General features: G+C 46.8%; 18 protein-coding genes. 9 read left to right on the top strand and 9 right to left on the bottom strand.

Annotated features, from left to right (window positions below; all coding sequences use genetic code 11):
- The first annotated feature begins 62 nt into the window (after nucleotides 1–62).
- From dapB to QUA74_RS16635, 4 genes are all read left to right on the top strand, one after another.
- On the top strand, nucleotides 63–890 hold the full coding sequence (gene dapB / locus QUA74_RS16650) for a 4-hydroxy-tetrahydrodipicolinate reductase (protein ID WP_333331142.1): 828 nt from the start codon (nucleotides 63–65) through the stop codon (nucleotides 888–890).
- A 181-nt stretch (nucleotides 891–1,071) separates the two neighbouring features.
- Nucleotides 1,072–1,785 (top strand): phosphate ABC transporter permease, encoded by a 714-nt coding sequence (locus tag QUA74_RS16645; RefSeq protein WP_333331023.1) that lies wholly within the window; start codon nucleotides 1,072–1,074, stop codon nucleotides 1,783–1,785.
- 72 nt (nucleotides 1,786–1,857) lie between these two features.
- Complete coding sequence (locus QUA74_RS16640) at nucleotides 1,858–2,094, top strand: DUF4160 domain-containing protein (RefSeq protein ID WP_333331020.1); 237 nt, start codon at nucleotides 1,858–1,860, stop codon at nucleotides 2,092–2,094.
- Nucleotides 2,075–2,410, top strand: coding sequence for a DUF2442 domain-containing protein (locus QUA74_RS16635; protein ID WP_333331017.1), 336 nt, complete (start codon nucleotides 2,075–2,077; stop codon nucleotides 2,408–2,410). The genes QUA74_RS16640 and QUA74_RS16635 overlap by 20 nt, the downstream gene beginning before the upstream one ends.
- Nucleotides 2,411–2,418: 8 nt before the next feature.
- On the opposite strand, the gene QUA74_RS16630 is transcribed toward QUA74_RS16635, so the two are convergent.
- The 4 genes from QUA74_RS16630 to QUA74_RS16615 form a co-directional block, all read right to left on the bottom strand.
- Complete coding sequence (locus QUA74_RS16630; protein ID WP_015179019.1) at nucleotides 2,419–3,042, bottom strand: precorrin-8X methylmutase; 624 nt, start codon at nucleotides 3,040–3,042, stop codon at nucleotides 2,419–2,421.
- A gap of 131 nt (nucleotides 3,043–3,173) precedes the next feature.
- Entirely contained in the window at nucleotides 3,174–3,977 is an 804-nt protein-coding gene (locus tag QUA74_RS16625) for a TPM domain-containing protein (RefSeq protein WP_333331014.1), read from the bottom strand.
- Between the two features lie 299 nt (nucleotides 3,978–4,276).
- The gene (locus QUA74_RS16620; RefSeq protein WP_333331011.1) at nucleotides 4,277–9,751 is read right to left on the bottom strand and encodes a WD40 domain-containing protein; all 5,475 of its coding nucleotides are present in this window, start codon (nucleotides 9,749–9,751) and stop codon (nucleotides 4,277–4,279) included.
- Between the two features lie 683 nt (nucleotides 9,752–10,434).
- Nucleotides 10,435–11,766 (bottom strand): P-loop NTPase fold protein, encoded by a 1,332-nt coding sequence (locus QUA74_RS16615; RefSeq protein ID WP_333331008.1) that lies wholly within the window; start codon nucleotides 11,764–11,766, stop codon nucleotides 10,435–10,437.
- Nucleotides 11,767–12,104: 338 nt separating this feature from the next.
- Here QUA74_RS16615 and QUA74_RS16610 point away from each other — a divergent pair, with 338 nt between their 5' ends.
- Nucleotides 12,105–13,007: an FtsQ-type POTRA domain-containing protein gene (locus QUA74_RS16610; RefSeq protein WP_333331005.1), complete on the top strand. Its 903-nt coding sequence runs from the start codon at nucleotides 12,105–12,107 to the stop codon at nucleotides 13,005–13,007.
- 378 nt (nucleotides 13,008–13,385) lie between these two features.
- Complete coding sequence (gene ftsZ / locus QUA74_RS16605) at nucleotides 13,386–14,660, top strand: cell division protein FtsZ (RefSeq protein ID WP_333027130.1); 1,275 nt, start codon at nucleotides 13,386–13,388, stop codon at nucleotides 14,658–14,660.
- Nucleotides 14,661–14,716: 56 nt separating this feature from the next.
- Here the strand turns inward: ftsZ and QUA74_RS16600 are convergent, their stop codons facing one another.
- On the bottom strand, nucleotides 14,717–15,481 hold the full coding sequence (locus QUA74_RS16600; RefSeq protein ID WP_333331002.1) for an MBL fold metallo-hydrolase: 765 nt from the start codon (nucleotides 15,479–15,481) through the stop codon (nucleotides 14,717–14,719).
- A gap of 152 nt (nucleotides 15,482–15,633) precedes the next feature.
- Between QUA74_RS16600 and thiD the strand changes: the two genes are divergently transcribed.
- Nucleotides 15,634–16,443, top strand: a complete 810-nt coding sequence (gene thiD / locus QUA74_RS16595) for a bifunctional hydroxymethylpyrimidine kinase/phosphomethylpyrimidine kinase (protein ID WP_333330999.1) — start codon at nucleotides 15,634–15,636, stop codon at nucleotides 16,441–16,443.
- A gap of 126 nt (nucleotides 16,444–16,569) precedes the next feature.
- On the opposite strand, the gene dndE is transcribed toward thiD, so the two are convergent.
- A complete protein-coding gene (dndE, locus tag QUA74_RS16590; protein WP_333330997.1) occupies nucleotides 16,570–16,971 on the bottom strand; it encodes a DNA sulfur modification protein DndE in 402 nt (133 codons plus the stop codon).
- A 267-nt stretch (nucleotides 16,972–17,238) separates the two neighbouring features.
- Nucleotides 17,239–19,236, bottom strand: coding sequence for a DNA sulfur modification protein DndD (gene dndD / locus QUA74_RS16585; protein ID WP_333330994.1), 1,998 nt, complete (start codon nucleotides 19,234–19,236; stop codon nucleotides 17,239–17,241).
- A 5-nt stretch (nucleotides 19,237–19,241) separates the two neighbouring features.
- Between dndD and QUA74_RS16580 the strand changes: the two genes are divergently transcribed.
- Nucleotides 19,242–19,382, top strand: a complete 141-nt coding sequence (locus QUA74_RS16580; protein ID WP_333330991.1) for a hypothetical protein — start codon at nucleotides 19,242–19,244, stop codon at nucleotides 19,380–19,382.
- A gap of 86 nt (nucleotides 19,383–19,468) precedes the next feature.
- On the opposite strand, the gene QUA74_RS16575 is transcribed toward QUA74_RS16580, so the two are convergent.
- Both QUA74_RS16575 and dndC read right to left on the bottom strand, forming a co-directional pair.
- The gene (locus QUA74_RS16575) at nucleotides 19,469–20,032 is read right to left on the bottom strand and encodes a GxxExxY protein (protein ID WP_333330988.1); all 564 of its coding nucleotides are present in this window, start codon (nucleotides 20,030–20,032) and stop codon (nucleotides 19,469–19,471) included.
- Nucleotides 20,033–20,162: 130 nt separating this feature from the next.
- The gene (gene dndC / locus QUA74_RS16570; protein WP_333331139.1) at nucleotides 20,163–21,848 is read right to left on the bottom strand and encodes a DNA phosphorothioation system sulfurtransferase DndC; all 1,686 of its coding nucleotides are present in this window, start codon (nucleotides 21,846–21,848) and stop codon (nucleotides 20,163–20,165) included.
- A 172-nt stretch (nucleotides 21,849–22,020) separates the two neighbouring features.
- Here dndC and QUA74_RS16565 point away from each other — a divergent pair, with 172 nt between their 5' ends.
- Nucleotides 22,021–23,196: a DNA sulfur modification protein DndB gene (locus QUA74_RS16565; RefSeq protein ID WP_333330986.1), complete on the top strand. Its 1,176-nt coding sequence runs from the start codon at nucleotides 22,021–22,023 to the stop codon at nucleotides 23,194–23,196.
- Nucleotides 23,197–23,278: the final 82 nt, after the last annotated feature.

Raw genomic sequence — 23,278 nt, 5'->3', positions numbered from 1 at the left:
TCCCCAAATTCGCACAAGCGTTAAAATTTAGTCGATCTAACTTTCAGGATATTTTTGAGATGATGGCGAATCAACTTCCGATTCCGGTGATTGTTAACGGTGCTGCAGGCAAAATGGGCCGCGAAGTAATTAAGGCGATCGCCCATGCTAGTGACATGACCTTATTTGGGGCTGTAGACCGCTCTCCTGAGTGCCTCAACGCCGATGCCGGCGAATTAGCCGGATGCGACCCGTTAGAAGTTCCCATCACTGACGACTTGCAAGGAATGCTGGTATTAGCAGCTCAGGAAAAGCAGTTAGGCGTGATGGTAGATTTTACGCACCCTTCGTCTGTTTATGAAAACGTGCGATCGGCTATAGCTTACGGCATTCGCCCAGTAGTCGGCACTACCGGATTGAGCAGCAAGCAAATTGAAAACTTAGCTGAATTTGCTGACAAAGCCAGCATCGGCTGTTTGATCATACCCAATTTCTCGATCGGCATGGTTTTGCTCCAACAAGCCGCCGTCACGGCATCTCAGTATTTTGAACACGTAGAAATTATCGAGCTGCACCACAATCAAAAAGCCGACGCTCCCAGCGGCACGGCGATTCAAACTGCCCAAATGTTAGCAGAAATGGGAAAAACTTTCAATCTGCCAGAAGTTGAGGAAACCGAAAAATTAGCCGGAGCTCGGGGTTCAGTGGCCGATGAAGGGATTCGCATTCACAGCATCCGTTTACCCGGTTTAATTGCCCACCAAGAGGTAATTTTTGGCGGCGCTGGTCAAGTTTATACTTTACGACACGATACGAGCGATCGAGCTTGTTATATGCCCGGAGTCTTGCTGTCTATACGCAAAGTCCTTGAATTGCGATCGCTCGTTTACGGCCTGGAAAAAATCTTGTAGTCATTAGTCATTAGTCATTAGTCATTAGTAATGTGGAATTAATCTAACTTCTAACTTTTGACTTCTAACTTCTGATTTCTGACTTCAACCTCAATCCGTTAAATCCGTTACAACCCTTATATAATTCGCTGCCGAACAGACATCCGTTGCATCCGTTACAAAATCTGTTGCCGAACTTCCTATGCTAATTCCCTTAACCCGCCAAACCTTTCAAGAACTAATTCCCGCCGTCGCCACGGGAGTTCAATACAAATATTGCTGGGGGAAACCGCCCGATTTCTTGAGGAGAATGTTAATCTCTGCGGTTATCGTAATTCTCGTGCTGGTTGTCTACAGCTTCGTCGGTTCCGATGTCGGGCCGCTAGTTTTAATCACCGGATTGATAGCTGGTTTGTACTGGCTGTGGGGGCCGATTTTGTGGGCGAGTTTGCGGAATGCAGAATGTCGCAAATATCAATACTGCGGTTTTTGGCAAGGACGAGTTTTGGATATTTACATCACAGATGAAGTCACCAGTCAAGAAGAAACAGTCAATCAAAAAGGACAACTCGTAATAATTGACAACCTAGAACCGCGAATCAACTTAGAAGTTGGCGACAAAACCGGATTTACCACTACACTTCGAGCTCCCTTGCGGAAAGAACACCAAGGAATTGTCCCCGGCCAAGCTGCTTTAATGTTAATCATGTCAAATCAAGAAGATTTGAGCACGATTACCAAAGTATCAGATATTTATATTCCCAGCCGGGACGTGTGGGTGAGCGACTATCCTTATTTACGCAGAGATTTGTTTGTCGAGATGAGCCAGCAGATTAAAAAAGGTAGACAGAAAAAAGGGCCCGATCGCACTAATCAAAGCAGAGATGTAAAAAGGCGATCGCCCGCTGATTATTAATATTGATCGTAGCCACAAATTTAAGAGCGATTTCAGGTGAAAATTAGGACAAAATTCACAAGATAGCAGCTAATGCCTACGGTTCTTCAGGTTGGCCCCTACAGTTTCATCTTTTTTAGTTCCGATAGAGGCGAACCCGCCCACATTCATGTTAAGCGCGATCGGCAACTTGCTAAATTTTGGATTAATCCTGTATCTCTAGAAAAAAAACGAGGCTTCAAAGAACATGAATTAAACCCGATCGCTCATCTTGTAGAGGAATACGAACAAATATTGTTGGAGGCTTGGCATGACTACTTTGGTACTTGAAACAGAACCCCTTGTGATTAAAGTCACGGTGACAGACGAAAAAGTAATTGTGGACTTAGTTGATGGTCGCAGTTTGAGCGTGCCCTTAGCTTGGTATCCCCGTTTGTTGCATGGTACCCAGGAGGAAAGACATAATTGGCAGCTACTTGGAGATGGTTATGCCATTGAATGGGTTGATTTAGACGAACATATTGGAGTTGAAGGTTTGCTAGCCGGCCGACGCAGCAGCGAAAGTCAACGATCGTTTGAAAGTTGGTTAATTAACCGCAACACTGCTCAAAATAATCCAGAACGACTAATGACTAATGACTGCTGACTTCTCGATCAACTGTTCCCCTCTTGGCCGTAAGCTTGCCAAGCCAAATCGACCAGCCCGTTAACAATAGCCACAGCTACCACGGCAGAGCCCTTGCGGCCCTCAATCCGAATGTGAGGAATCATCGAATCGTGCAGCCGCGACTTAGCCACGTCAACCCCCACAAACCCAGAAGGAGTCCCAATCACCAAAGCCGGTCGAATTTCCTCAGATTCAATCAAATCTACGATCGCCGACAAAGCAGTTTGAGCCTGGCCCACCACAAAAATCCCCTCAGGATAGCGTCTTGCCAAAGTTTCAATCCCCCAAGCAGCCCGCGTCCTTTCCTTTTGGGGGCGTGTCAAAGCCTCCATCGAACAGTAAACCGGATTCGCAAAGGTACTTTGGATTAGGGGCGTAATGCCCACCTGCACCATCGGCACATCTACCACGATCGTAGTCCGAGCAGCCAAAGCAGCCGCCCCAGCCTGCAAAGCCTGATCGGAAAAACTAATTAAAGACTTGTACTCAAAATCAGCAGTCGCATAAATCACGCGGCGGACTATTTCGTACTCCGCCGCTGAAAAACCGTGGTCGCCAATTTCGTTATCGATTAATCCCAGACTCTGGGCATCGCTTACGTGCCATTCCATTTGTTGGATAGCTGTCGCCTCTGAGTTGTCAGGTATCAGCTTACCAGCTTTTAGTCATTCGTTGACTGTTGAGTAAAATCTGCTTTCCTGTCAACTACTTTCCTGTCAACTGCTTTCCTGTCAACAAATGACTAAGTTTCCGACGAAGAAGATTTGCCCAACACCGGAGTCAGGAATGCCACCAAAACTCCGATCGCAAAACCGGCCACATTCCGAACCACAGGCAACCAGTCAGAAGTCCGAGTCACCACCGGCCCAAGTCCGAAAGCGAAAAACAGAATGCCCCACAGCGGCGAAAAAATCAGCGCCCACTGCCAAGCCACAACCTGTCCCGGCTTCCGAGGCTGAGCCGCAAACCCGCAGATGACGCCGCCAACCACCGACGTAATTAACGTCAGAATCCACTGTTCCCTCGGCAAACCGGGAACCACGCGGCATCCGCCCTGACGCAAACAGCCTTCTATCGACTCCAAAGATTCAATAATCGCTCGATCTTCCCCATTGTCCCGCACAAAAAATTGATTACCGTAGCGGGTTTGCAGTTCCACCCAAAAAGTGCGCGGCAGCAGCGGATACAGCGAGTCGCCCACATTAAAATTGAGCAAATTGCCCCCTCGGGGGTCAGCAACTAGCAACACACTCTTGTTATCTAGCCCCCAATAACTTTTAACAGCCAAACCGGGCGTGCGATCGTACTGAGTCAGCACTCGCAGTTTCCAGCCGGTTTCGGCTTCAAATGCCTTTAAATTTTTTGCCAAATTTTGTTCTTCAATATCCGTAAGGGCTTTAGCTAAATCAATGATCGGCGTCTGAGTAGAAGGCAACAAATCGGGATTGTTGAAAGCGTGAGCCGCAGGTGCGATCGTCCACACGGACAAAGCCAGAAAAAATGCGGCAACAGAGGCTAGAAATTTTCGCGGGAAAAGCTGTGACATAGGAACTTATAATCCGGGTCTTAATTGTGAATGCTAGCTGGCGGTCTTAACCAGAGGATAAGAGAAAACTCATATTTCTTTACAATTATTTACTTTACAGGAAGCCGAGAGCAAGGGGAAGGAAAAAATAGTTTTTGAGAAAGGGGGAGGGGGAGAGGGGGAAGGGGGAAGCGGGGAGAAATTAGCGATCGAGCTCCTCAAGGGGGTGAGTAACATCGAAAATCGAAAATCGACTGAATCCCCCAATCGAAAATCGAAAATCGACTGAATCCCCCAATCGAAAATCGAAAATCGAAAATCTAAAATTGATTTGGTTTTGCCCCAACCCCCTCACAGAGACGCCGATCGCGATCGCTCACATTAGGATTAGTTCTCAGATAATCCCCCACCCAGTCGCAGCCCCTCACGAGCAAATCGTCAAGATCCAAATTCCACAAAATCACCCGATTATCCCGGCCTGCAGAAGCCAGAACCTTCCCATCCGGGCTAAAACTCACGCTCATCACGCTATCCTTGTGACCCGTCAAAGTTTTCAGCAAAGTCCCGCTGCGACTCCACAGCTTCACCTTATGATCGTAACTGCCCGAAGCAACCAACAAACCATCCGGGCTAAAACCAACGCTAGTCACGCTGTCGCTAGAACCTTTCAGCAGCGTCGCCACCAAAGTCCCGTCCACCTTCCACAATTTCACCGAATTGTCGTAACCAGCCGAAGCCAGCATTTTGCCATCAGGGCTAAAAGCCACCCCCAACACAAAACTGTTGTGAGCTCCTTCAAAAGTTCTCAGCAAACGACCGTCCCGATTCCAGAGTTTGAGAGTACCGTCATCGCTTGCAGAAGCCAGCATCGAGCCGTCGGGACTGAAAGTCACCCCAGTCACCCAGCCTGTGTGTCCCGTCAAAGTTTTAATCAACCTGCCGTTTCTAGTCCAGAGTTTCACAGTCTTATCCTTGCTCCCCGAAGCGAGTATCTGGCTGTCAGGGCTAAAACTCACGCTCATCACGCTGTCGGCGTGGGCGTCGAGAGTGAACAGCACAGAAGGCGAACACGGGAATAGCGGGGCCGAAGGACAAGGGAGAATATTATTCATGCCATCTTCTGTCAAACTCCAGACTTTCACCGTTTTGTCGTAACTCCCAGAAGCAAGTAGCTGGCCGTCGGGGCTGAAACTGACGCTGGCGACTCTCTGAGTGTGTCCTTCCAAGGTTTCTAGCAAAACCCCCGTGCGACTCCAGAGTTTGATAGTTTTGTCTGTAGAAGCAGAAGCCAGTCTTTGGCCGTCGGGGCTAAAAGTAACGCCTTGCACCCGGTTTTGGTGTCCGTCGAGGGTTTTGAGTGGCACGTCATCGAGCCGCCACAGCCTGACAGTTTTGTCAAAACTTGCCGAAGCCAGGGTTTTGCCTTCGGGGCTAAAACTCACCTGAGTAACTCGATCGGCGTGTCCTTCAAAAGTTCTCAGCAAACGACTCTCTGGTTTAATGTTGCTAGCATCGGTTGGGCGTTTGTCGCCAACACCAGCCAGACTCCAGAGTTTGACAGTCCCGTCTGCACTTCCCGAAGCAAGTGTTTGACCGTCGGGAGAGAAACTGACACCAAATACCCACTTGCTGTGTCCCCGCAAAGTTGTTAGCAGTTCACCTTTTTTTGCTTGTGTTGAATTTTCGGTTGCTGGGTGTTTGAGTGCAGCGAGGCTCCAGATTTTCACCGTTTTATCTTCACCCGCACTGGCGATCGTTTCACCATCGGGGGAGAAACTGACGGTGTAAATTTTTGAGGGTTGTCTATTTTCGCTGTGCCACAAATTAGCGATTAACCTGCCGTCAGAGCTCCACAGTTTCACAGTACCGTCATCGCTCGCCACAGCGATTATTTGGCCGTCGCGGCTGAAGCTTAGCCAATTTACGGGAGCAAATTGTTCGATCGTTCGCAGCAGCGTGCCGTCGGTTTTCCAAAGTTTGATAGTTTTATCTGTAGAGCCACTGGCGATCGTTTGACCGTCAGGGCTAAAAGCAACGCTGGTAACGCTATTAGTATGCCCTTTGAAAGTTGCCAGCAAACTGCCGTCAGTTTGCCAAATTTTGACAGTTTTATCTAAACTTGCCGAGGCTAGGGTTTTGTTGTCGGGACTGAACGCTACACAGGAGACACTGTTAGTGTGGTCTTTGAAAGTTGCTAGTAAACTGCCGTCGCGCCGCCAAAGTTTGACGGTTTTATCTACACTGGAAGAAGCTATTGTTTCGCCGTCTGGACTGAAGCTAAGACCCCAAACTACATCGCCGTGTCCTTCCAAACGGTTGCGTTCTTTGACTCCATAAACAGCCTGCTGGAGGGCAGCAGAAATCAGAATTTCGGTGTCTTTGAGAGTATACATTTGTTGGGAGTGTTCGATCTGTTTCCACTTTTTGCCAGCTCTCAAACTTTCCATCATGGCGTCAAATTTGTTGTTTGAGAAATAAAGTGCTTCAGAAGCGGCTGTCAGGGTACTGATTTCGGCTCGCTGAGTTTGAGCGACAGCTAGCTGTTTTTGACCCACAGCCCGCCACCAAAAGTTTACGGCGGCGATCGTGGAACTGGTTAGCAGCATGACGCCGATCACTGCTAATCCCAGCAGTTGTTTAAGAAAAGTATTGGCTCGGTAGAGCTGTGCTTGACTCATCTTTTTGTCCGCTTCTGCTTTGTGGAGTCTCGCTTCTAAGCCGAATCTTTGGCGGATCGGCCGCACTAAATAGTCGTGTACCAATTGATAGCGGTCTTCGGGCGCTTCCCGTAGCAGAAATAGCAAACCGTGACCAACTAAAATGTCTAAAATTAAGTCAAGGTTGTCGGTTTTCTTTTGTCGGCTTTCAGGGTCTTTTGCGAACTGTCGCTGTAGGGAAATTCTGTTTTTGCCGATCGCCGATAATTCGGTTTCGCGGGCATCGGCTGGCGGCGGACCTGTAACTAACGAGAGTTCGTGTTTGGTTTTTATCAGGCGAACGCCTCTTTCATCTGTCAGGGAAAACAAGATTTTCCACGCTGCATCTTCGTTAACCAGACCGCAGTCAGAGATGACTCCTTCGAGCGATCGTTTCACTAATTCCGCTTTGGGATTGTCCCCCAATTGCTGGTATTGTGCTAGACTGGTAATACCTTCTTCTTGCAGTTGCGCTCCTACTACCTGCAATTCGATTGGTCGCACTTCTTGCAGTTCGTCTGCTAAATCTTCTACGAAGGCATCGATTAGTGCCGGCTCTAAATAAAATTCCGCCCGTTCTGTTAAGTGTCCGATGACAGCCCGCGCGTCTTTGATAGAAAAACTCCGCAGTTGGTAGCGGATGCTTTTGTCGAGAATATTATTGTTAATAGCGTCAAGATTTGGGAAGCGATCGCAATCTAGTAAGTAGTGCAAATAATCTTCGCGCAAGCACAGAATTATCTTGACATAAGGCAAATTCAAAAACAACCGCAAAAAATTATAAAATAGTTGTCTTTGTGCCACTGAAGTCGAAACAAAGAAAAACTCTTCAAATTGATCGAAAATGAGCACAGTCAACAAATTATTTGTGGCATTTTCGCGCAACTGATCTATAATAAAAGAAGAGACTTCCGAGCTGCGAGCAGGAATAACCGAGCAACTTTTTTTGTGGATTCCCTGTAGTCCTTTCGAGATTAATTTACTTTCCTCTTCGGCTTGTTTGTCGTACAGTGCGCTGTTCAAAGCATTTTCTAACTCCACCAGCCAGTCGGTGTAAACTTTGACTACTACGGGCAATGTATCCCGCCCGCCCGGAGTAATATTTTTCAACGCTGGTACTAAGCCGGCATTGACTAGAGAACTTTTCCCAACACCGCTGGGCCCATGAATAATAGTTAATTTATGGTCGTCCCTGCTAATTCTTTCTAGCAAGCTATTGATATCTTTTTGGCGCGAGTAAGCTGTCATGGACGCTGCGATGGCAGCTTGGTTTTGAGCTGAGGGACCTGAAGGATTGACCGCTTGGCGCTGCTGCTGCAATTGGCTGGCTCCGATAAAAGCTCTAAATCCGTATTGATATTCGATCGACCGCTGGGTTTTTTTAATCCGAAATGCTTTAAGATACTCTCCCTGCTCGAAATAAACCGCTTGCAGTTCCGTCAAAATATCGATGTAAAGTCGGGGGTCGTACTTCGGCTCGCTTTGAGATTGAGCCAACTCCAAAGAATGAACCGCCGCTTCCCACTGGCCTAGCTGCCGCAAACTTCGGGCTAAAAGTAAAAGATACGAACTCCTGTCGGATTTAGGATGTTGGATTTTAGATTTGGGTTCGTTACTTGACTCGTTAGTGCCCACAAATTCTGGATAATTTCCCTCAAACCCCAATCTCAAATCTTCAATCAGCAATCTCAAATCATTAGGCGTCTGATCCAAAATCGCCAAAGCCAACTCGGCTAGCTGGCGGGCTTGACTCCACCTCGACTGTTGCAGGGCAACTTCAGCCAAAAAGCCGTAATCTTGAGCTAGTTGGCTGGGAGTACCGTAAGTGAAGTGCAACTGCAAAGAATTTTCAGCTAATGCTTGCAACTCTCCCCAAGCTTTCAGGCGCTGCAGGACTTCTCCGAGGTGTGCTGTCACCTCAGCTACCAATTCCGGGCGTGAGGCAAGGGAGAAAGCGTTTCTAGATTGTTCCAGGCTAATCCAAGCTTGTTCCCAGTGGTGGCGGTTGGCTACCGGGTTTCTGGCTGCTTGCAACCGGTGACACAGGGCTATGTGAAACAGCACTATGCCTTCTCTCTCTAAAAATAAAATTTTGGGGACAGGATTCGACAAGGAGGAGAAGGTTTCTGGGTTTTCGGAATGTTCCAAGTTTGCCAGTTCCCAGTTGCCCGTTTTCTGCTGCCAAAATACTAAACTTTCTTGGTAGTGAATTAAGGCAGTTTCGGTTTGGTCGCTGACATAGTAATCTCGCCCGAGAACGAATTGCAGGCTGGCTTTGAGGGCGGGTTCTAATTCTTCACCGCGATTTTGTAAATCTCTTAAAGCTAATTCTAGTTCTCGGCGTGGCAAAGAGCCGATCGCCAAATCGAAGGTATTGCCCGGACTCAATGGCGAATAGGAGTGGAGATCTGATTGTCGTCGGTTTTGGGGCCCTGAGTTAAAAGTTAGAAAGCGTTCTCCAGGGCTGATTTCGCGCTCCAGGCCGCGTTTTTCGCACTGGGTTTCGCAGGTTTCACAATTAGCGATGGTGCTGACGTTGCTGCTGGCGAGTTCTTGATTGAGTTCGCCTATTTTAAATATAGTATCGGCTCGCCTAGCGAGGAAATTAATTAATTCGTCAACGCCCATTTCAAATTTAATTGTGGCGGCGGCCCAACTTTTGAAATCCGGGGCCAGACGAATCATTTTGGTGACGATATCATCTGTTACCCACAAAATCACTGGGCAGGAAAAATTTTTGCGAAATTCGTCTCGCACTTGATTGGTAGAGGCCATCAGTTCGTCGATCGCTACTACTGTTTCTAAACCAAATACCATCAAAGCCGAGGCAGAAACCACAGGCGAGTACCCCTCCTGGAAAGTGCTTGCCTGCAGGGTAGTGTAAAGGGTTTTGACTGAAGCTGGCAGGACGAGATATTGAATGGGAACTGGGGACACTTCTCGCAGTCGTTGCGCTATTTGCTGGCGCAACTGCTCGTAGTTGCAGCGCACCAAAATTAGCGAGAATTGGTGTTGAGACATTGCGATGGATCTTACCAGAGTTTTGAGCGATCGCTCGTTGTAGTTAGCAGTTTCTTGTGCCTTAATTAGATCGGTCATGCGTGCACCTCTTTTGCCTAAATCAATTACCTAACTCTCGCCAATCGTGACTGAAAGCGTATCTACTTAGAGATGGTCGTCCCTGTCTGACGCTTTATCTCTGTATAAATACGTAGTTTTCCGTACTTCTCCTATCAATACTTAGATAGTTATTAGATCCAATGTAAAGATATCATACCTTTCAATCTCAGAGAATGCTAGACTTCCAAATAAAAATTTAATGCTGCCTTAGATTTTTTGATTCAGCGAGATATAAAAAACTACCTATCATAAATAGCCAACTGCTAAGCTCATAATCATACCGACGGCTAGCTATTAGTAAACAACTCCGATATATCTGTAGCAGGCATTTAACACAACCGAAAAAAAAAATGTCGTCGGGGATGGGATTATGTGAAATTAAGAGCAACAGGTAAAAATAGAAATAGGGGGTATGACATTGCAGATATGAGAGTTGAAAGTGGGCAAAGTCCTTAGTGGCGGCAAAGTTTTACACGACAATAACATTCACCGCCTATAGCCAGCATTCAACAGAAATCAGCCAGTGGCAAAAACCGCTGACTGATTTCTTTATTAAATTGTAAGATTTCGGAGTTGTGAGAGATGAATTTTCAGTTAAATACTTTCTAACTCCCTCGTGGTTAAGGGTTCTTAGAGTCACGAAGCTATCTCAAAAATCCTAACTATTTTGCTTCAGTGCGCTGCAGCCACTCCTTATATTTTCTGGTTTCTGCTAGGGCTGGATTAATCCCAAACCAACGACCTTCTTGATCGCGGTATTCAAAGACAAACATACTTCGCAACAAAATTTGAGACTCTTCTTCGCCGGTTACACTTTGTCGCTTGACGACTTGAAACAGCAATTCCCATTCCATGTCATTGATGGCTCCCAAAAGGTCATCGCGATATTCTTGAATGACGCTTTCGAGGCATTCGCGAGAGAAGGGAGGGTCTTCGTGCTGCAAACAGCTATACAAAAGCATCAGTAGATTGCGAACGTGACCGCCACTAATCCGGCAAAGCCGATCTAAAGTTTCGGGAGAGTCAAACACCTGGGAAATCAAATCAATGCGTTGATCGGGAGCAACTTTCGGGAAAGCTCTAGCTAATACTAGCTGGCGCAGCAGTGCCATTCCTTCGAGGTGGTCGTCGCCCGATCGCATTTGCACTGGTACCATCGGCATCACCTTGGGCTTGACTCCAAATCGACTGGCGAGGCGGCCGAAATCGTTGGAAAAAATCAAAGTCAAGGGAATCGTGTAGACAACATGGCAATTAAGTTTTTTCAACTGTTCGCCACGGTCTAAAAACAAGTATTCTGGCTGGGTGCGTCCGCTGGGTTTGAGGGAGGCATCGAGGCGATCGAGGTTGTCAACGATGACTGCGAGCCCTTTTTTGCCTTGCTGCTTAAGTTCGGCGTTAGCTTTGTTGAGGAGTTCTTCGTTGATCGACTGCAAAATGCTGTTGGTGCGGGGTTCGAGATATTGCCTAAGTTGCGATCGCAGTTTGGGAGAGTCTTTAGTTTTAGCAGTCACTCTAGCAATGCCTACAGATAACTCGGCTTCCGCTGACAAATCTATGGGAGTCTGCAAAAATTCTGCCACTTCTGCAAACAGATTGGTAAAATAGCTCGGTCTGAGTTTGATTTTAGCGGATTCCATAGTTTCGCTGACTTGGCGCGCAATGCTCAGCAAAATATCGCTGATATCTACATCCCCCATGTCTAAGTCTTGGGAAGACTCAAAGTAGACGACGCAAAAACCCTCTTGCTCTAACTCAGCTTTCAGTCGAAACAATTCCGTAGATTTGCCACACCCGATATGTCCTGTAAATAGCTGACAGGTTGGCTCGTTGGGGGAGATGCGGGTAATGGTTCGCTGTAAAGATTCAATGATTTTGCCGCCACGCACGGAACCAAAATCAATGTAGTATTGATAATCCCCTGGGTCTCCAGCAACAAGGGTCTTGCTCGGGTTGCAGGCTTTATAGAATCTGTCTAATTCGAGTGCGATCACAATTGAAGCCGAATAAAAGTTAAAAAAGTTAATCGAAAGTCTAAACTTTCTTTAGTTGAGTTTAGTTTGATTTGTAACCTTTTGCCCTGTGGGGTAATGCCCTAAATACCCAAAGAACCTTTATCAGGTAAGGGGTTTTCCGGGCGCTGGAATTGGGAATTTTTAATTAATAATTTTTTATTACTTAGCGGGATCAGTGATATTACTTATATTGGCAGGAGTATGGGTAAATTTGCGGGGATCTGGTTAAATGGTAGGGGAAAACAGGGTTCCAGAGAGGGAGATTAAACAGTTTTGAATTTGTGCTAATCCTTAATTACTATATTGTCAAGACGTAGATGGCTAGTTTTGGAGCGGTTTCTCAAACAGAGTTAGGGCGCAGGCGCCAAAAGTTGCGGCAGCAGAGGCGCGCTCGATTGGCGGCTCTGGTGTGGCAAATGCTAGCAGCGAGCGCAATCGCTGGAGGTTTGCTGTGGTGGATTGCTCAGCCGGCTTGGTTGATTGCCCGATCGGAACAAGTGAAGGTGGAGGGCAATCAGTGGCTATCAGATAAGGCGGTGCGGTCTTTGATGCCGCTGTCTTACCCGCAGTCGCTGTGGGGGATTCAACCGCAGGCGCTGGCCGAAAAGCTGGAGTCAACGGGGCCGATCGCCAAAGCGAAGGTGACTCGCAACTTGTTTCCCCCGAGTTTGACTGTAGAAGTGGCAGAACGCCTGCCGGTGGCGGTGGCGCAGCCGACAGCGGTGTTGAGATCCAACAGCGACAAGGAAAAAGTGGGGTGGCTGGACGCTCGCGGAGGTTGGATGCCGTCGGATAGTTATACTGCTGTGCGATCGCAGAATAGTTCGATCAGGCCCGGCAGCGATCGAGGAACGCAGCCTCAGCGTTCTTTGCCCACTTTAAAAGTCATCGGGCCTTTGGAACTGTATCGCGCCTCTTGGCCGAAGTTTTACGAAGGACTCAGCGGCTTGACGGTGAAAGTGTTTGAGATTAATTGGCAAGACGCGAAAAACTTGATCTTGAAAACAGAGATCGGTACCGTACACTTAGGGCCGTACAGTTCCAAGACTGCGGAGCAACTTAAGGTTTTAGACCGAATGCGACAATTGCCAAAACAGCTAGATTCAAGCAAAATAGCCTACATTGACTTGAAAAATCCTGCTTCCCCGATCGTCCATTTGCCAGAACTCCCCCCCAGTTTGGAGAGTTCCACTCCCGCACCCACTCGCACCCAGAATTGAGCCTCTGTCAACAGAAGGTAGAAGGTATCGCGAGCGATCGGCAGAATTTTTACCCATCAGGATAAATACGTAGGTATTGAAATAAGGAGAGTTTTTTTGATACCCCTCCGCGTCGGAAAAAAACAATCAGATTTTTGTTTCCATACCAATTGGGGAAGGGATACTAGCCCTTTTTTTCCTTCTGCCTTGCGTACAAGTACCTGGATCTAGTCAAGCACCTTGATGGCGTCAAGCGAGGTCTGGGCTAGCGAGACCGACAAAATCCGAGATTGCTAACATTAAGCATTGATCAGTGTTAGTTTTTCGCGCAACTTAGCCTATAGTTGATTGTGAATTGGCGTTTAGTTAACAAGCTGTAATCTACTATCCCCGACTCTAATGAAGCTTAATAATAGACAGGGGTCTGACCAAGACAGTCCCCCTTCGGAAGAAGTAAAAAATTTTCCGGTGGCTGCAGATTCCGCCAATCCGTTTAGACGCAAGTCTGGTTATGTAAATGTAGATAGTATTGATATCGATCCTATGGTCAATCCCAAAGACATAATGCCCAGCAGTGCTGCCAAAATCAAAGTAATTGGCGTCGGCGGTGGTGGGGGCAACGCCGTTAACCGGATGATTGCTAGCGAGGTTTCTGGTGTCGAGTTTTGGTGCGTGAATACAGATTCCCAAGCTCTGGTTCTCTCAAATGCTCCGAAACGCTTGCAAGTCGGACAGAAGTTGACGCGCGGTTTGGGCGCGGGGGGCAATCCGGCGATCGGTCAAAAGGCTGCGGAGGAATCTCGCGACGAGGTTGCTAATGCTTTGAATCACGCGGATTTGGTGTTTATCACGGCCGGCATGGGCGGCGGTACGGGCACAGGCGCGGCTCCGATCGTGGCTGAAGTGGCTAAGGAAATGGGCGCTTTGACTGTGGGCATCGTGACGCGGCCTTTCACGTTTGAGGGACGGCGGCGCACCAGCCAAGCTGAGGAAGGGATTGCGGCTTTGCAAACCCGCGTGGATACGCTGATCGTGATTCCTAACGACAAGCTGCTGTCTGTGATTTCGGAACAAATGCCGGTACAAGAGGCTTTTCGAGTTGCTGACGATATCCTGCGCCAAGGGGTTCAGGGTATTTCTGACATTATTACTATTCCCGGTTTGGTGAATGTGGACTTTGCTGACGTGCGGGCAGTAATGGCGGATGCGGGTTCGGCTTTGATGGGCATCGGCGTGGGTTCTGGCAAGTCGCGGGCTAGGGAGGCTGCGATGCAGGCTATTTCTTCGCCTCTGCTGGAAGCTTCGTCTATTGAGGGCGCTAGAGGTGTGGTGTTTAACATCACTGGCGGTACTGACATGACGTTGCACGAGGTGAATGCGGCGGCTGAGACGATTTACGAGGTTGTCGATCCGAATGCCAATATTATTTTTGGAGCGGTGATTGACGAGCGGCTTCAGGGCGAAATTAAGATTACTGTGATCGCTACTGGTTTTTCGGGAGAAGTTCCGTCGCCTCCGGCTCCGGGGCGGACGCAAAATGTTAATGCTCCTTGGCGGGCTGCAACTGTGCCGACGACTCCTGCTCAACAGACGCCTGATCCGAAAGCGAAACCGCCGCAGGATTTGGGATTGGATATTCCTGAGTTTTTGCGTAACCGTCGCCCGCCTAGATAAATGTGGATTTGGGATTTTGGATGGCGGATTAAATCTAAAATCTCAAATCTAAAATCTCAAATTTCTAGGGTTTGGCCTGGTTCGGGTTCGAGGAGTTGGGTGGAGAGTCCCGATTTTGCTAGTAAATCGCGAAATTCGGGGATGCTGCCGATCGATCGCACTAACATTGGTAAAATGCCTGTGGCTCGGATGTCTCCCGCCGCTGTAGGCAGGAAAAACCGAGGTTTTACGGTTTGGGCAAGCTTCAGGGCTTCCGAAGGGCCGATGATGACTTGTCCGAGGAAGGGGAAGATTTGACCGATGACTGGGGCTATGGCTACGTCTACTGTGTCTATTTTCTGTTTGACTTTTTCTAATGGTGGCAGGTGCGGTTCGTAATAAAGTGTCTCGCCGCTGCTTAAATCTTTGAGCAAATAGCCGTTTTCTTCCTGTCCCGGCCCGATTTCGGCTCCGGGTACGGCGGTTATTTGTAACTTTTCTTTAAAATTTAACTCTTGCCAATTGGCTAAAGATGTGATATTAGTGTAGCCTAAACTGCTGAGGACTTTGGCGGCGCTGGGTGAGGCGATCGCGGGAATTGTGCGATCGATCTGTTCGAGTGTAGGTCTGTGGCAGTGGTCGTCTAATCCTTGGGAAATTAGGATGAGGTCGATCGGCGGTAAGCTGCTGGGAGTGAAGGATCCGGGGGTGTTGTGGTAGGCGGTGAACAGCCAGGGTTGACCGTAAAATACCAGCGGATCGACCAGCCAAGGATCGACGAGGATGGTTTGGCCTGCGATGTTGAAGATCCAAGAGTTGAGGTCGATTCGGGTGAGTTTCACAGTTGTTTGCAATAATTCTTTACATTTGGTTTAATCATAGCTAATTTTGTTTGGGATTTTTAACCCCTTCGGAAGCACAGGCGGGACGCCCGTGCCACGGGGAACCCAGATATTATTGGGATGTGTCTGTGTTTATCTGCGGTTGAAAAAAGATGATGAAATCGAAGATTCCTGTGGCTTTGACTGTGGCTGGTTCCGATAGTGGCGGCGGGGCCGGAATTCAGGCGGATTTGCGGACTTTTGCGTTTCACTGCGTGCACGGTACGAGTGCTTTGACTTGCGTGACGGCTCAAAATACTTTGGGGGTGATGCGGGTGGATGCTTTGTCTGCTGAGGCTGTGGCGGCTCAAATTGAGGCTGTGGTTAGCGATATTGGGGTGCACGCTGTGAAAACTGGGATGCTGCTGAACCGGGAAATTATGGTGGCGGTGGCTTCACAGGTTGAGGGTTTGGGAATAGGGAATTTGGTTGTCGATCCGGTGATGGTTTCACGATCGGGCGATCGATTGATTGATGAGGGGGCGATCGCATTTTTGCGGGATGTTTTGATTCCAATGGCTGCTGTCGTGACTCCGAATCGGTTTGAGGCTCAGATTTTGAGCGGTTTGGAGATTGTTTCTCTAGACGATATGCGATCGGCGGCGCAGCAGATTTATCGTTTGGGTGCGAAAGCTGTTTTGGTGAAGGGCGGCGGGATGGCGGGAGATTTGCGGGGAATTGATGTTTGGTTTGATGGTACGCGGTTGGATGTGTTGAAGACTGAAAATGTTGATACTGGGAATACTCACGGGACTGGTTGTACTTTGAGTGCTGCGATCGCCGCTAATTTAGCATTAGGTAAAGATTTATTGACAGCGGTGAAATTAGCTAAGAATTATGTTACTACTGCTCTGAAATATGGCTTAGATATTGGGGAAGGTCAAGGCCCAGTAGGGCATTTTTTCCCGCTTTTATTGAAATAAGAAGTCATTGGTTATTGGTTATTGGTTATTGGTTATTGGTTATTTATTTGTTGCTCGCTTGGGCCTGCTAATAACAACTGTCAACTGTCAACTGTCAACTGTCAACTGTCAACTGTCAACAATCAGTTAATTTCTTAATTTTTCAGGCGATAAAGCGATCGCCACCAAGTCTTCGATTTTCTTAATATTCGGATCGCCGGCTAAATAACCAATCCCTCGGTGCAAGTGGAGGCGAAACTGTTTGGCTAGAGTTTCTTTTTCTGTGCCTAAATTGTCTTGGTGACACCGCTGCTTGAGGACAATTATCAGGATATCGGCCATGTCGCCACCGAAGACATCCCAGCTTAATTCGACGTTGCTGTCGCTGGGAATTGGTACTGGGGATGGGATGCTGGGCTCGGCGAGCGATCGGCAAAATCCCCACCTGCATAGAATATTCCACTGATCGATTTTTGTCGATCGTTTCAGTTTTGATAGTTGGTCTTTGCCTGTTTGGGAGAGGCGGATGCGATCGACTGGTGGTTCCATGAGTTTGAGATTATTTGGTATATTGTAAACAGTGTTAATATTGGGGAAGCAAAGCCTCTAGATAACCCGAAATAATTAACATTTTTTTACACGGCGCGACTTGATTAAATCGGTTTTTTTTGGTATTCTAATTTTATTAGGATTTATCCTTAATAATGGGATGGTGGCGAAAATTTTATTTTTGCCACCATCCCATTATGCTATATATACTACCGCAACTCCCCAGCAAAAGTCAAGGGGGTTGCGGCTATTTTTTAGCGTGAATTTTTATTCCCAGAAGTAACCTTTTTCGACGGTGGTTTGGTGTTTGGCGGAGTCGTATTTGAGGAGGTAGCTGTGGGCGATCGCCTCTAATTCTTGGAGTTTTTCGTATTCTACTTTTCTAATTTCCGTGTCGGTAGAAAGCAGGATGACTTGGTGGCTGGCCGAGGGGAAATAGCGTTCGACTAGGTTGTTTCTGTGGGAGGAGTCGAGGCGGCCCAAGGGAGTGTCGATCGCCACTGGCAATTGTCTCCCGGATACTCTCGCCAATCCCCACAAAAAGGCGATCGCCAGCAATTGTTTTTCCCCGGCTGAAAGTCGGTGTTTGGGTACCGGTTTGCCTTCTGGATCGTAAATGGAGAGGCTAAATGTTTGAGTGTCGATCGCAACTCTGTGCACGAGGTCGGTTTTGTGCAACAGGTAGCGGAAACAGTCGGTAATTTCTATTTCGAGTTTGTTGAGTTTTTTGAGGGTGAGTTTTTCTTTAAAGAGTTTCAGGGTGGCTTGGGCTTTGGCGATGGAAGCGATGACGTGTTGGCTGTTTCTGATGGTGATGTATTCGCTGCTGTAGTTTTCTAGTTCTTTTTGGTTTTTGGCTAATTCTCTCTCTAATTCATCGACGCGGCGGTTGGCTGATTCTAAGGCTGCGGCTGCGATAGCGACTGCTTTTTGGGCTTTCCTGACTTCTTCTTCTAGTTTTTCGTAGGCTTCGGGGGAAGCGGCGGCTGCGAGTTGTCTGTCTGTAAAGTCGATTTCTGCTTCGATGCTTTTGATTTCTTCTATTTGGTCGCGGGCTAGAATTTGCTGGGCTTTGATTTGGTAGCTAAGAAGGTTTTCTAGTTGCTGGATGCTGTTGTTGTCGGCGTTCATCCAGGGCGGGGCGTCTGTTCCGGCTTGCTGTTCGAGTTCTTGGTTTTCTTGGCGGATGAAGTCTTGAATTTTATCTAGCTGTTGGGGATTTAAGGAGATTTCCGCTATATAGTTGAGGAGGCGATCGCTTCTTTGTTTGATAACATTTTGGGCAATCTTTGCTTGCTGCTGGCTGGCTTCTGTTTCTGCTTGAATTTTTGCTTCACTTAGCAAGGGTGAAATTAGGGCTAGTGGTAGCGTATTTGATGCCAATTCCATCATGGCTTGACGGTTTTTTTCGGCCTGATTTCTGTAATCGTTTAGCTGTCTGTCTAGTTGACTGCGATCGGCGGCAATTTTCCCGCCTTCATAAATAAACTTTTCTGAGGCTTGTTGCTGATTTTTTTGAGCTTTATCTAACTCGTTTTTAAAGCTGGCTTGTTCTTGCTTAGCTAAGTCTATTTCATCAGTAATTTTCTGAAAAGTTTGTTCAATTTTCTCTAAAGCAGCCAAGTCTTTTTTGCCAGCAATTTCTTTCCGCTTGCGGCCGGCTAATATTTCTAAATCGACGGCGAGGCGTTCTGCTAATTCTAAACCTAAAAGAGATTTAATCGCCCCGACGACAAACTCCGGCGGTGTTTCGAGTTCGGCGAGTTCTTTTACTTGTTCGCCGTCAAACAAAAATAGGTTGGATATTCCGACGGGCAAAAGGGTTTCGATGTATTCGTCCCAGGTGTTAGTAATTGCTTTGTCCGACCACCAATCGCTGACAATTTCGCTGTAGATGAGAATGCTTAGGTTGTCTTTGATATCTAATTTTTTCCAGTATCTAACTATTTTGAATTGAGCTAATTTGTCGTCTTGGACTTGTTCAAATGTTAGTTCGACGCGGGTATCTTCTAATGGGGGAGTGTGGCGGTTGACGCATTGATTGAGAAAGTCGCTGTAGCTTAAATTGCCTCTGGTGGAACATTGGGCGCGGCCACCGTAGAGGGCAAGGCGAATGGCGTCCATGAGGGTGGTTTTGCCGCCGCCATTCATGCCGCCAAATAAAATGACTGGGCAGGGATTTCCGTCTTTTTCGGGGCGGAGATTGATGGTTTGGGTGCCTGCATAGGGCCCGAAGTTTTTGAGGACGAGTTCGAGGAATTGCATTGTAGATGTATATGTTGTTGGTTGGTGGGGGGGCGGTTAGCAACGGATTTTGTAGCGGATTTAGCGGATGGGTGGTTGGTGGGGGACGGTTAGTGGCAGATTTGGTCGCGGATTTAGCGGATGGGTGGTTGGTGGGCGGCGGTTAGTGGCAGATTTGGTGATCTCCCACTAATCATCCGTTACATCCGTTACATCCGTTACAAAATCCGCTGCTAACCGCCCTCCTCCCTTGCTACCAATCAATTACACCGGTTGAATCTTCCTCTTCGTTTTGGGACTGAATGTGGGGAGGTAATGGGAGTTCGTCATCTGTTTCTTCATAGGTTCCTGCACTTCCTCTTGTCCAACCTCTGCCATTTGTTTTCGGCCGCCACAAGTATGGTTGAATGTGTTGTTGCCAACCTTGTACGGATTTTGGTGGGAGAATGCGGTGATATTCTAATTTACTGCGACCAAAGTTGATAAATAAACCTACTTTCGCTCCTGTCGATGCTAAGTAAGCTATGATTTGAGCTTGGTCTTTATCGGTCATTGGATAATTTACGGCTTTATCTTCTACTACAATACATTCATTTACCCAATGGTCTAGATAGAGAATTCCCATCCAAACTTGACCGTCATAAATTTGTCTGGGATATTCCATTTCTGTTGTAATACTGGATTTCAGCATTTCTGCATCAAATGCTCTTTGGTAATGTTTTTCTCTTAAACCTTTTTGTGTCCTCCGGTGTACTCTCATTGCACAGCCGATGATGCTGTATGTAAGATCCTGATGGGGAATATTAGGGTCAAGCATGGTCGTAAAAATTGTGTAATTTAAACGATGGTGGTTTGTTAATGCTGCGGTTAGTTGAAAAACCATTATATGCGATCGCTCGGCGGGGTGGCTGTCAACAAGTTTGGGTTTAACCGCAGGCTAGCGCCTGCTAATCGCTAGGTTTTTTCTCTCCTGAATTTGGCGGTGAAAATTTAATATCCGCCCAAGACAACTGTCTGCTTTGATTGCTGTTGCTTTCGAGTTCTTCTTTAAGTTTGGCAATATCAACGGTATCGTTTTTGGCGGAACTGTTGGTTTGGGCGATCGCATCTTTGAATTGCTGAATTTTTTCCGTCGGATTTGCTTTAATATCTTCCACCGCTTTTTTTAAATTGCGTTGATAGTGGGCGTTGCCAATCGCTTCTTCCTTCGATCGCGAACTGGTTTCAAAGCATTTGTCCAAATCCGCGTAAATGCCTGTACGGCGGGGCTTGGTGTAGTATTGGCGTTCTGTATCAAGGAGTTTTGCCATCAATTCGAGGTGCATTTTGTCCTCGCTGCAAATATCTTCGATCACAGCCCATTCGTCGCTACCGAGGAGTTTTCGTTCGGCGGCGGGACGCGAATCTTCAAAAGGTTCGCCTGTGACTTCTTCGTAAATCCGGGGCAAAGAGTCGTCAAATTCATGCTTTTCTTCCAGCCAAATGCGGCGGATTTCGCTAAGTTCTTCTGGGGTAATTAAGGTGATGTCGCGCATTTCTAAGGGTGCGGTTTTGCGGATGTGGGTTTGTGCTTCCAAGACTCGTCTCAGCCAGTGTTCTCGCCAGATTTTGGTGTAGGGCCCTGGGATGGGTTCGACGGAGGTTGTGTCGTCGCCCATGTTGCGTTCAAACAGTTCTACTCTACCGTAAATGCGTCGGAAGTCTCTTTTTGGGCGATCGTCTTTTATGTCTAATTCGTTGCGAATATCGAGGAGAGGCTGCATCCATTCTTTTTCCTCATCGTTTAAAATCATTGCCTGCATAGATTTATCTTGGTCTACCATTGTACAAACCCAGCAGCCAAAGCGAGAATCTCCACAGCTAGGCGTAGAAGTATCAACGACTAGAGGGCATTCGTTATCTGCTGTCGCACCGCGATACATGGTAAACAAGTCTTTATTGTCACCTCCCCAAGGGTTAGGATACTGCATTAAATAAAGCCAAACTTCATCATCCCGCCAGTCTTCCACAGGAGTGTAAATTAGAGAGTTAATTAAACGAGAATTAGGACTTAAGCGATCACGCACTCTACCTGCTTCATGCCTTTTCATTGTTGCAGCGCGTTTGCTGCTTTCAGCCTTTCGAGTACCTAAAACAACAATAGTTTCACCGTGAGATCTAACCATTTCACGAATAAAATGATTGACAGGTTGAATTTTCATGCGATCGGTACACCAGCGAAATCCATTTCGAGGTGCTGGATAGCCTTTTCCCATTAAGCATACCCAGAATGTTTCTTGAACGGAAGGATGAAGCAGATGAGGTTCAACTGGCATTTTTTGCTGGTTAGCTGCTAGCTTAACCTGTTTAATGCAATTGCGAACCCAGGTAGAAATTATGGGATTTTCAACGAGCGTATCTGTTGTAATTAAATGAATTGTTTTTGTGCGCTTTTCCAGTGGCAGTGCTGCGATTGCATACCATATTAACTGCAATACTGCGCTCGAATCTTTTCCAAAAGATACACCTAAAATCCAGGGAATTTCATCGCTACAATACAAATCCTGAATTTCTTGAGTTAACTTTTCTACATCATCCACTAATTGCTTAACGCTGCGCGGTGGGAATAGTGGCATCTGCTGAGCTTGTGTCATTTTACCAATCTCCCCTTGCCAAGCAGCAACACTTGTGCTGTGAATTCCCCGCTGTGACGCAACATAATTGTTTGCCCTTGATCGTTGAGCTTTCAACGTAATAGTCTGCCTAACTACTATAACCCGTGATGATTTACAATTAAATATTAACCTTTAAATTAATTTACAAGCTATGGCTAATGACAGCTCGACTCAGCCAGAACTCAACCAGCGACTAGATGAATTTCTTGATCCGTACTTCGCCAGATACCACCGTCAGAAGTGCTATCCGGGCTTAATTTTTGAGCATGGAAAGCGAAAAATGGTACAATTCAACGTGCCTGCTGAGGACTTGCCTACTCTTCTCCAAGCAAGACCTTCTACCAATAACGAGCCTGAGTCTGGTAAAAACCGTCCAGAGATTAAGGGCCATGCTGAGGAAGTCAAGGAGTACATTCTCAAGCGCGTTAGAAAAGACCAACCCTGGATTGTGGGTACACTCACTGCCAATGTCGATCCAGAGAAGATTCAAATTATCGAACTAAGTCGGGGAATTTGTTTAGTAGTTATCCCTCGTGGCGTTAAGTTAGATATTACCGACGGACAGCACCGCAAGCGAGCGATTCACGAATTGATTGAGAGTGCTAACGGCGAGTTAATTGGAAATAATGATTTCCCAATTACGCTAGTTTTAGAAGGCAACTTTAATCAGTGTCAAAGAGACTTTAGAGATATGGCGCAAACAAAAGCACTGGATAAATCTTTACTCTTGTCCTTTGGCGAAATGGAAGGTCGAATAGGTATTTGCAAACAGTTAATTGAACAAGTGCCAATTTTCAAGGGCAAGACAGAGAAAGTTAAAGGCTCTCCATCATCTAAAGAAAAGCGAATATATACAATGAATTATGTAGCAAAGGCTGTTAGTTGCGCTTTTGCTAACGATCCGAATAACGAGCTCAAAGATTATGATTTATCAGAATGTTCGGCAGCTATAATTAGTTGCCTCAATCAATTTTTTACAGAATGCAGTCTAACTCAATACATTTATGAGACAGATGCGGATGATTTGACAGTCAATGAAATTGATAACTTTAAAGAAAGTTGTTTATTGGGCCGGAGTGTGGGAATAGAAATATTAGGAAAGTTACTCTACTGCACTTATGATGCTGATAGCTATTGCTTCGATCCAGAACAAGTATCAGAACTTGCTCAACTTGATTGGTCAAGAAAAAGCCACCTTTGGGAAGGAAATGTGGTTTTGTCGGACAATAGTCCAAATAATCTAGTTCGTAACTATAGAATAACAGCTAGTGTTAATGCTGTAAAAATGGCAGTAAATCAAGTAAAAGCCCATCTAGAATGGATTTAACCCATATTAGACCTCTTGCAAAAAAAATCTATGCTATAATAGAAGGTTTTCAATTTAATCCCCCTAGAGCTAACTCATAATT

Origin of the sequence: Microcoleus sp. LAD1_D3 (assembly GCF_036702135.1) — a bacterium.
Classification (GTDB): domain Bacteria; phylum Cyanobacteriota; class Cyanobacteriia; order Cyanobacteriales; family Microcoleaceae; genus Microcoleus.
This window is presented reverse-complemented; position numbering and strand designations above follow the sequence as displayed.

What these genes read in the sequence shown, in the direction of transcription:
- dapB (WP_333331142.1), top strand. Translation starts at nt 63, where the DNA reads ATGGCGAATCAACTTCCGATTCCGGTGATTGTTAACGGTGCTGCAGGC.
- QUA74_RS16645 (WP_333331023.1), top strand. Translation starts at nt 1,072, where the DNA reads ATGCTAATTCCCTTAACCCGCCAAACCTTTCAAGAACTAATTCCCGCC.
- QUA74_RS16640 (WP_333331020.1), top strand. Translation starts at nt 1,858, where the DNA reads ATGCCTACGGTTCTTCAGGTTGGCCCCTACAGTTTCATCTTTTTTAGT.
- QUA74_RS16635 (WP_333331017.1), top strand. Translation starts at nt 2,075, where the DNA reads ATGACTACTTTGGTACTTGAAACAGAACCCCTTGTGATTAAAGTCACG.
- QUA74_RS16630 (WP_015179019.1), bottom strand. Translation starts at nt 3,042, where the DNA reads ATGGAATGGCACGTAAGCGATGCCCAGAGTCTGGGATTAATCGATAAC.
- QUA74_RS16625 (WP_333331014.1), bottom strand. Translation starts at nt 3,977, where the DNA reads ATGTCACAGCTTTTCCCGCGAAAATTTCTAGCCTCTGTTGCCGCATTT.
- QUA74_RS16620 (WP_333331011.1), bottom strand. Translation starts at nt 9,751, where the DNA reads ATGACCGATCTAATTAAGGCACAAGAAACTGCTAACTACAACGAGCGA.
- QUA74_RS16610 (WP_333331005.1), top strand. Translation starts at nt 12,105, where the DNA reads ATGGCTAGTTTTGGAGCGGTTTCTCAAACAGAGTTAGGGCGCAGGCGC.
- ftsZ (WP_333027130.1), top strand. Translation starts at nt 13,386, where the DNA reads ATGAAGCTTAATAATAGACAGGGGTCTGACCAAGACAGTCCCCCTTCG.
- thiD (WP_333330999.1), top strand. Translation starts at nt 15,634, where the DNA reads ATGATGAAATCGAAGATTCCTGTGGCTTTGACTGTGGCTGGTTCCGAT.
- dndE (WP_333330997.1), bottom strand. Translation starts at nt 16,971, where the DNA reads ATGGAACCACCAGTCGATCGCATCCGCCTCTCCCAAACAGGCAAAGAC.
- dndD (WP_333330994.1), bottom strand. Translation starts at nt 19,236, where the DNA reads ATGCAATTCCTCGAACTCGTCCTCAAAAACTTCGGGCCCTATGCAGGC.
- QUA74_RS16580 (WP_333330991.1), top strand. Translation starts at nt 19,242, where the DNA reads ATGTATATGTTGTTGGTTGGTGGGGGGGCGGTTAGCAACGGATTTTGT.
- QUA74_RS16575 (WP_333330988.1), bottom strand. Translation starts at nt 20,032, where the DNA reads ATGCTTGACCCTAATATTCCCCATCAGGATCTTACATACAGCATCATC.
- dndC (WP_333331139.1), bottom strand. Translation starts at nt 21,848, where the DNA reads ATGACACAAGCTCAGCAGATGCCACTATTCCCACCGCGCAGCGTTAAG.
- QUA74_RS16565 (WP_333330986.1), top strand. Translation starts at nt 22,021, where the DNA reads ATGGCTAATGACAGCTCGACTCAGCCAGAACTCAACCAGCGACTAGAT.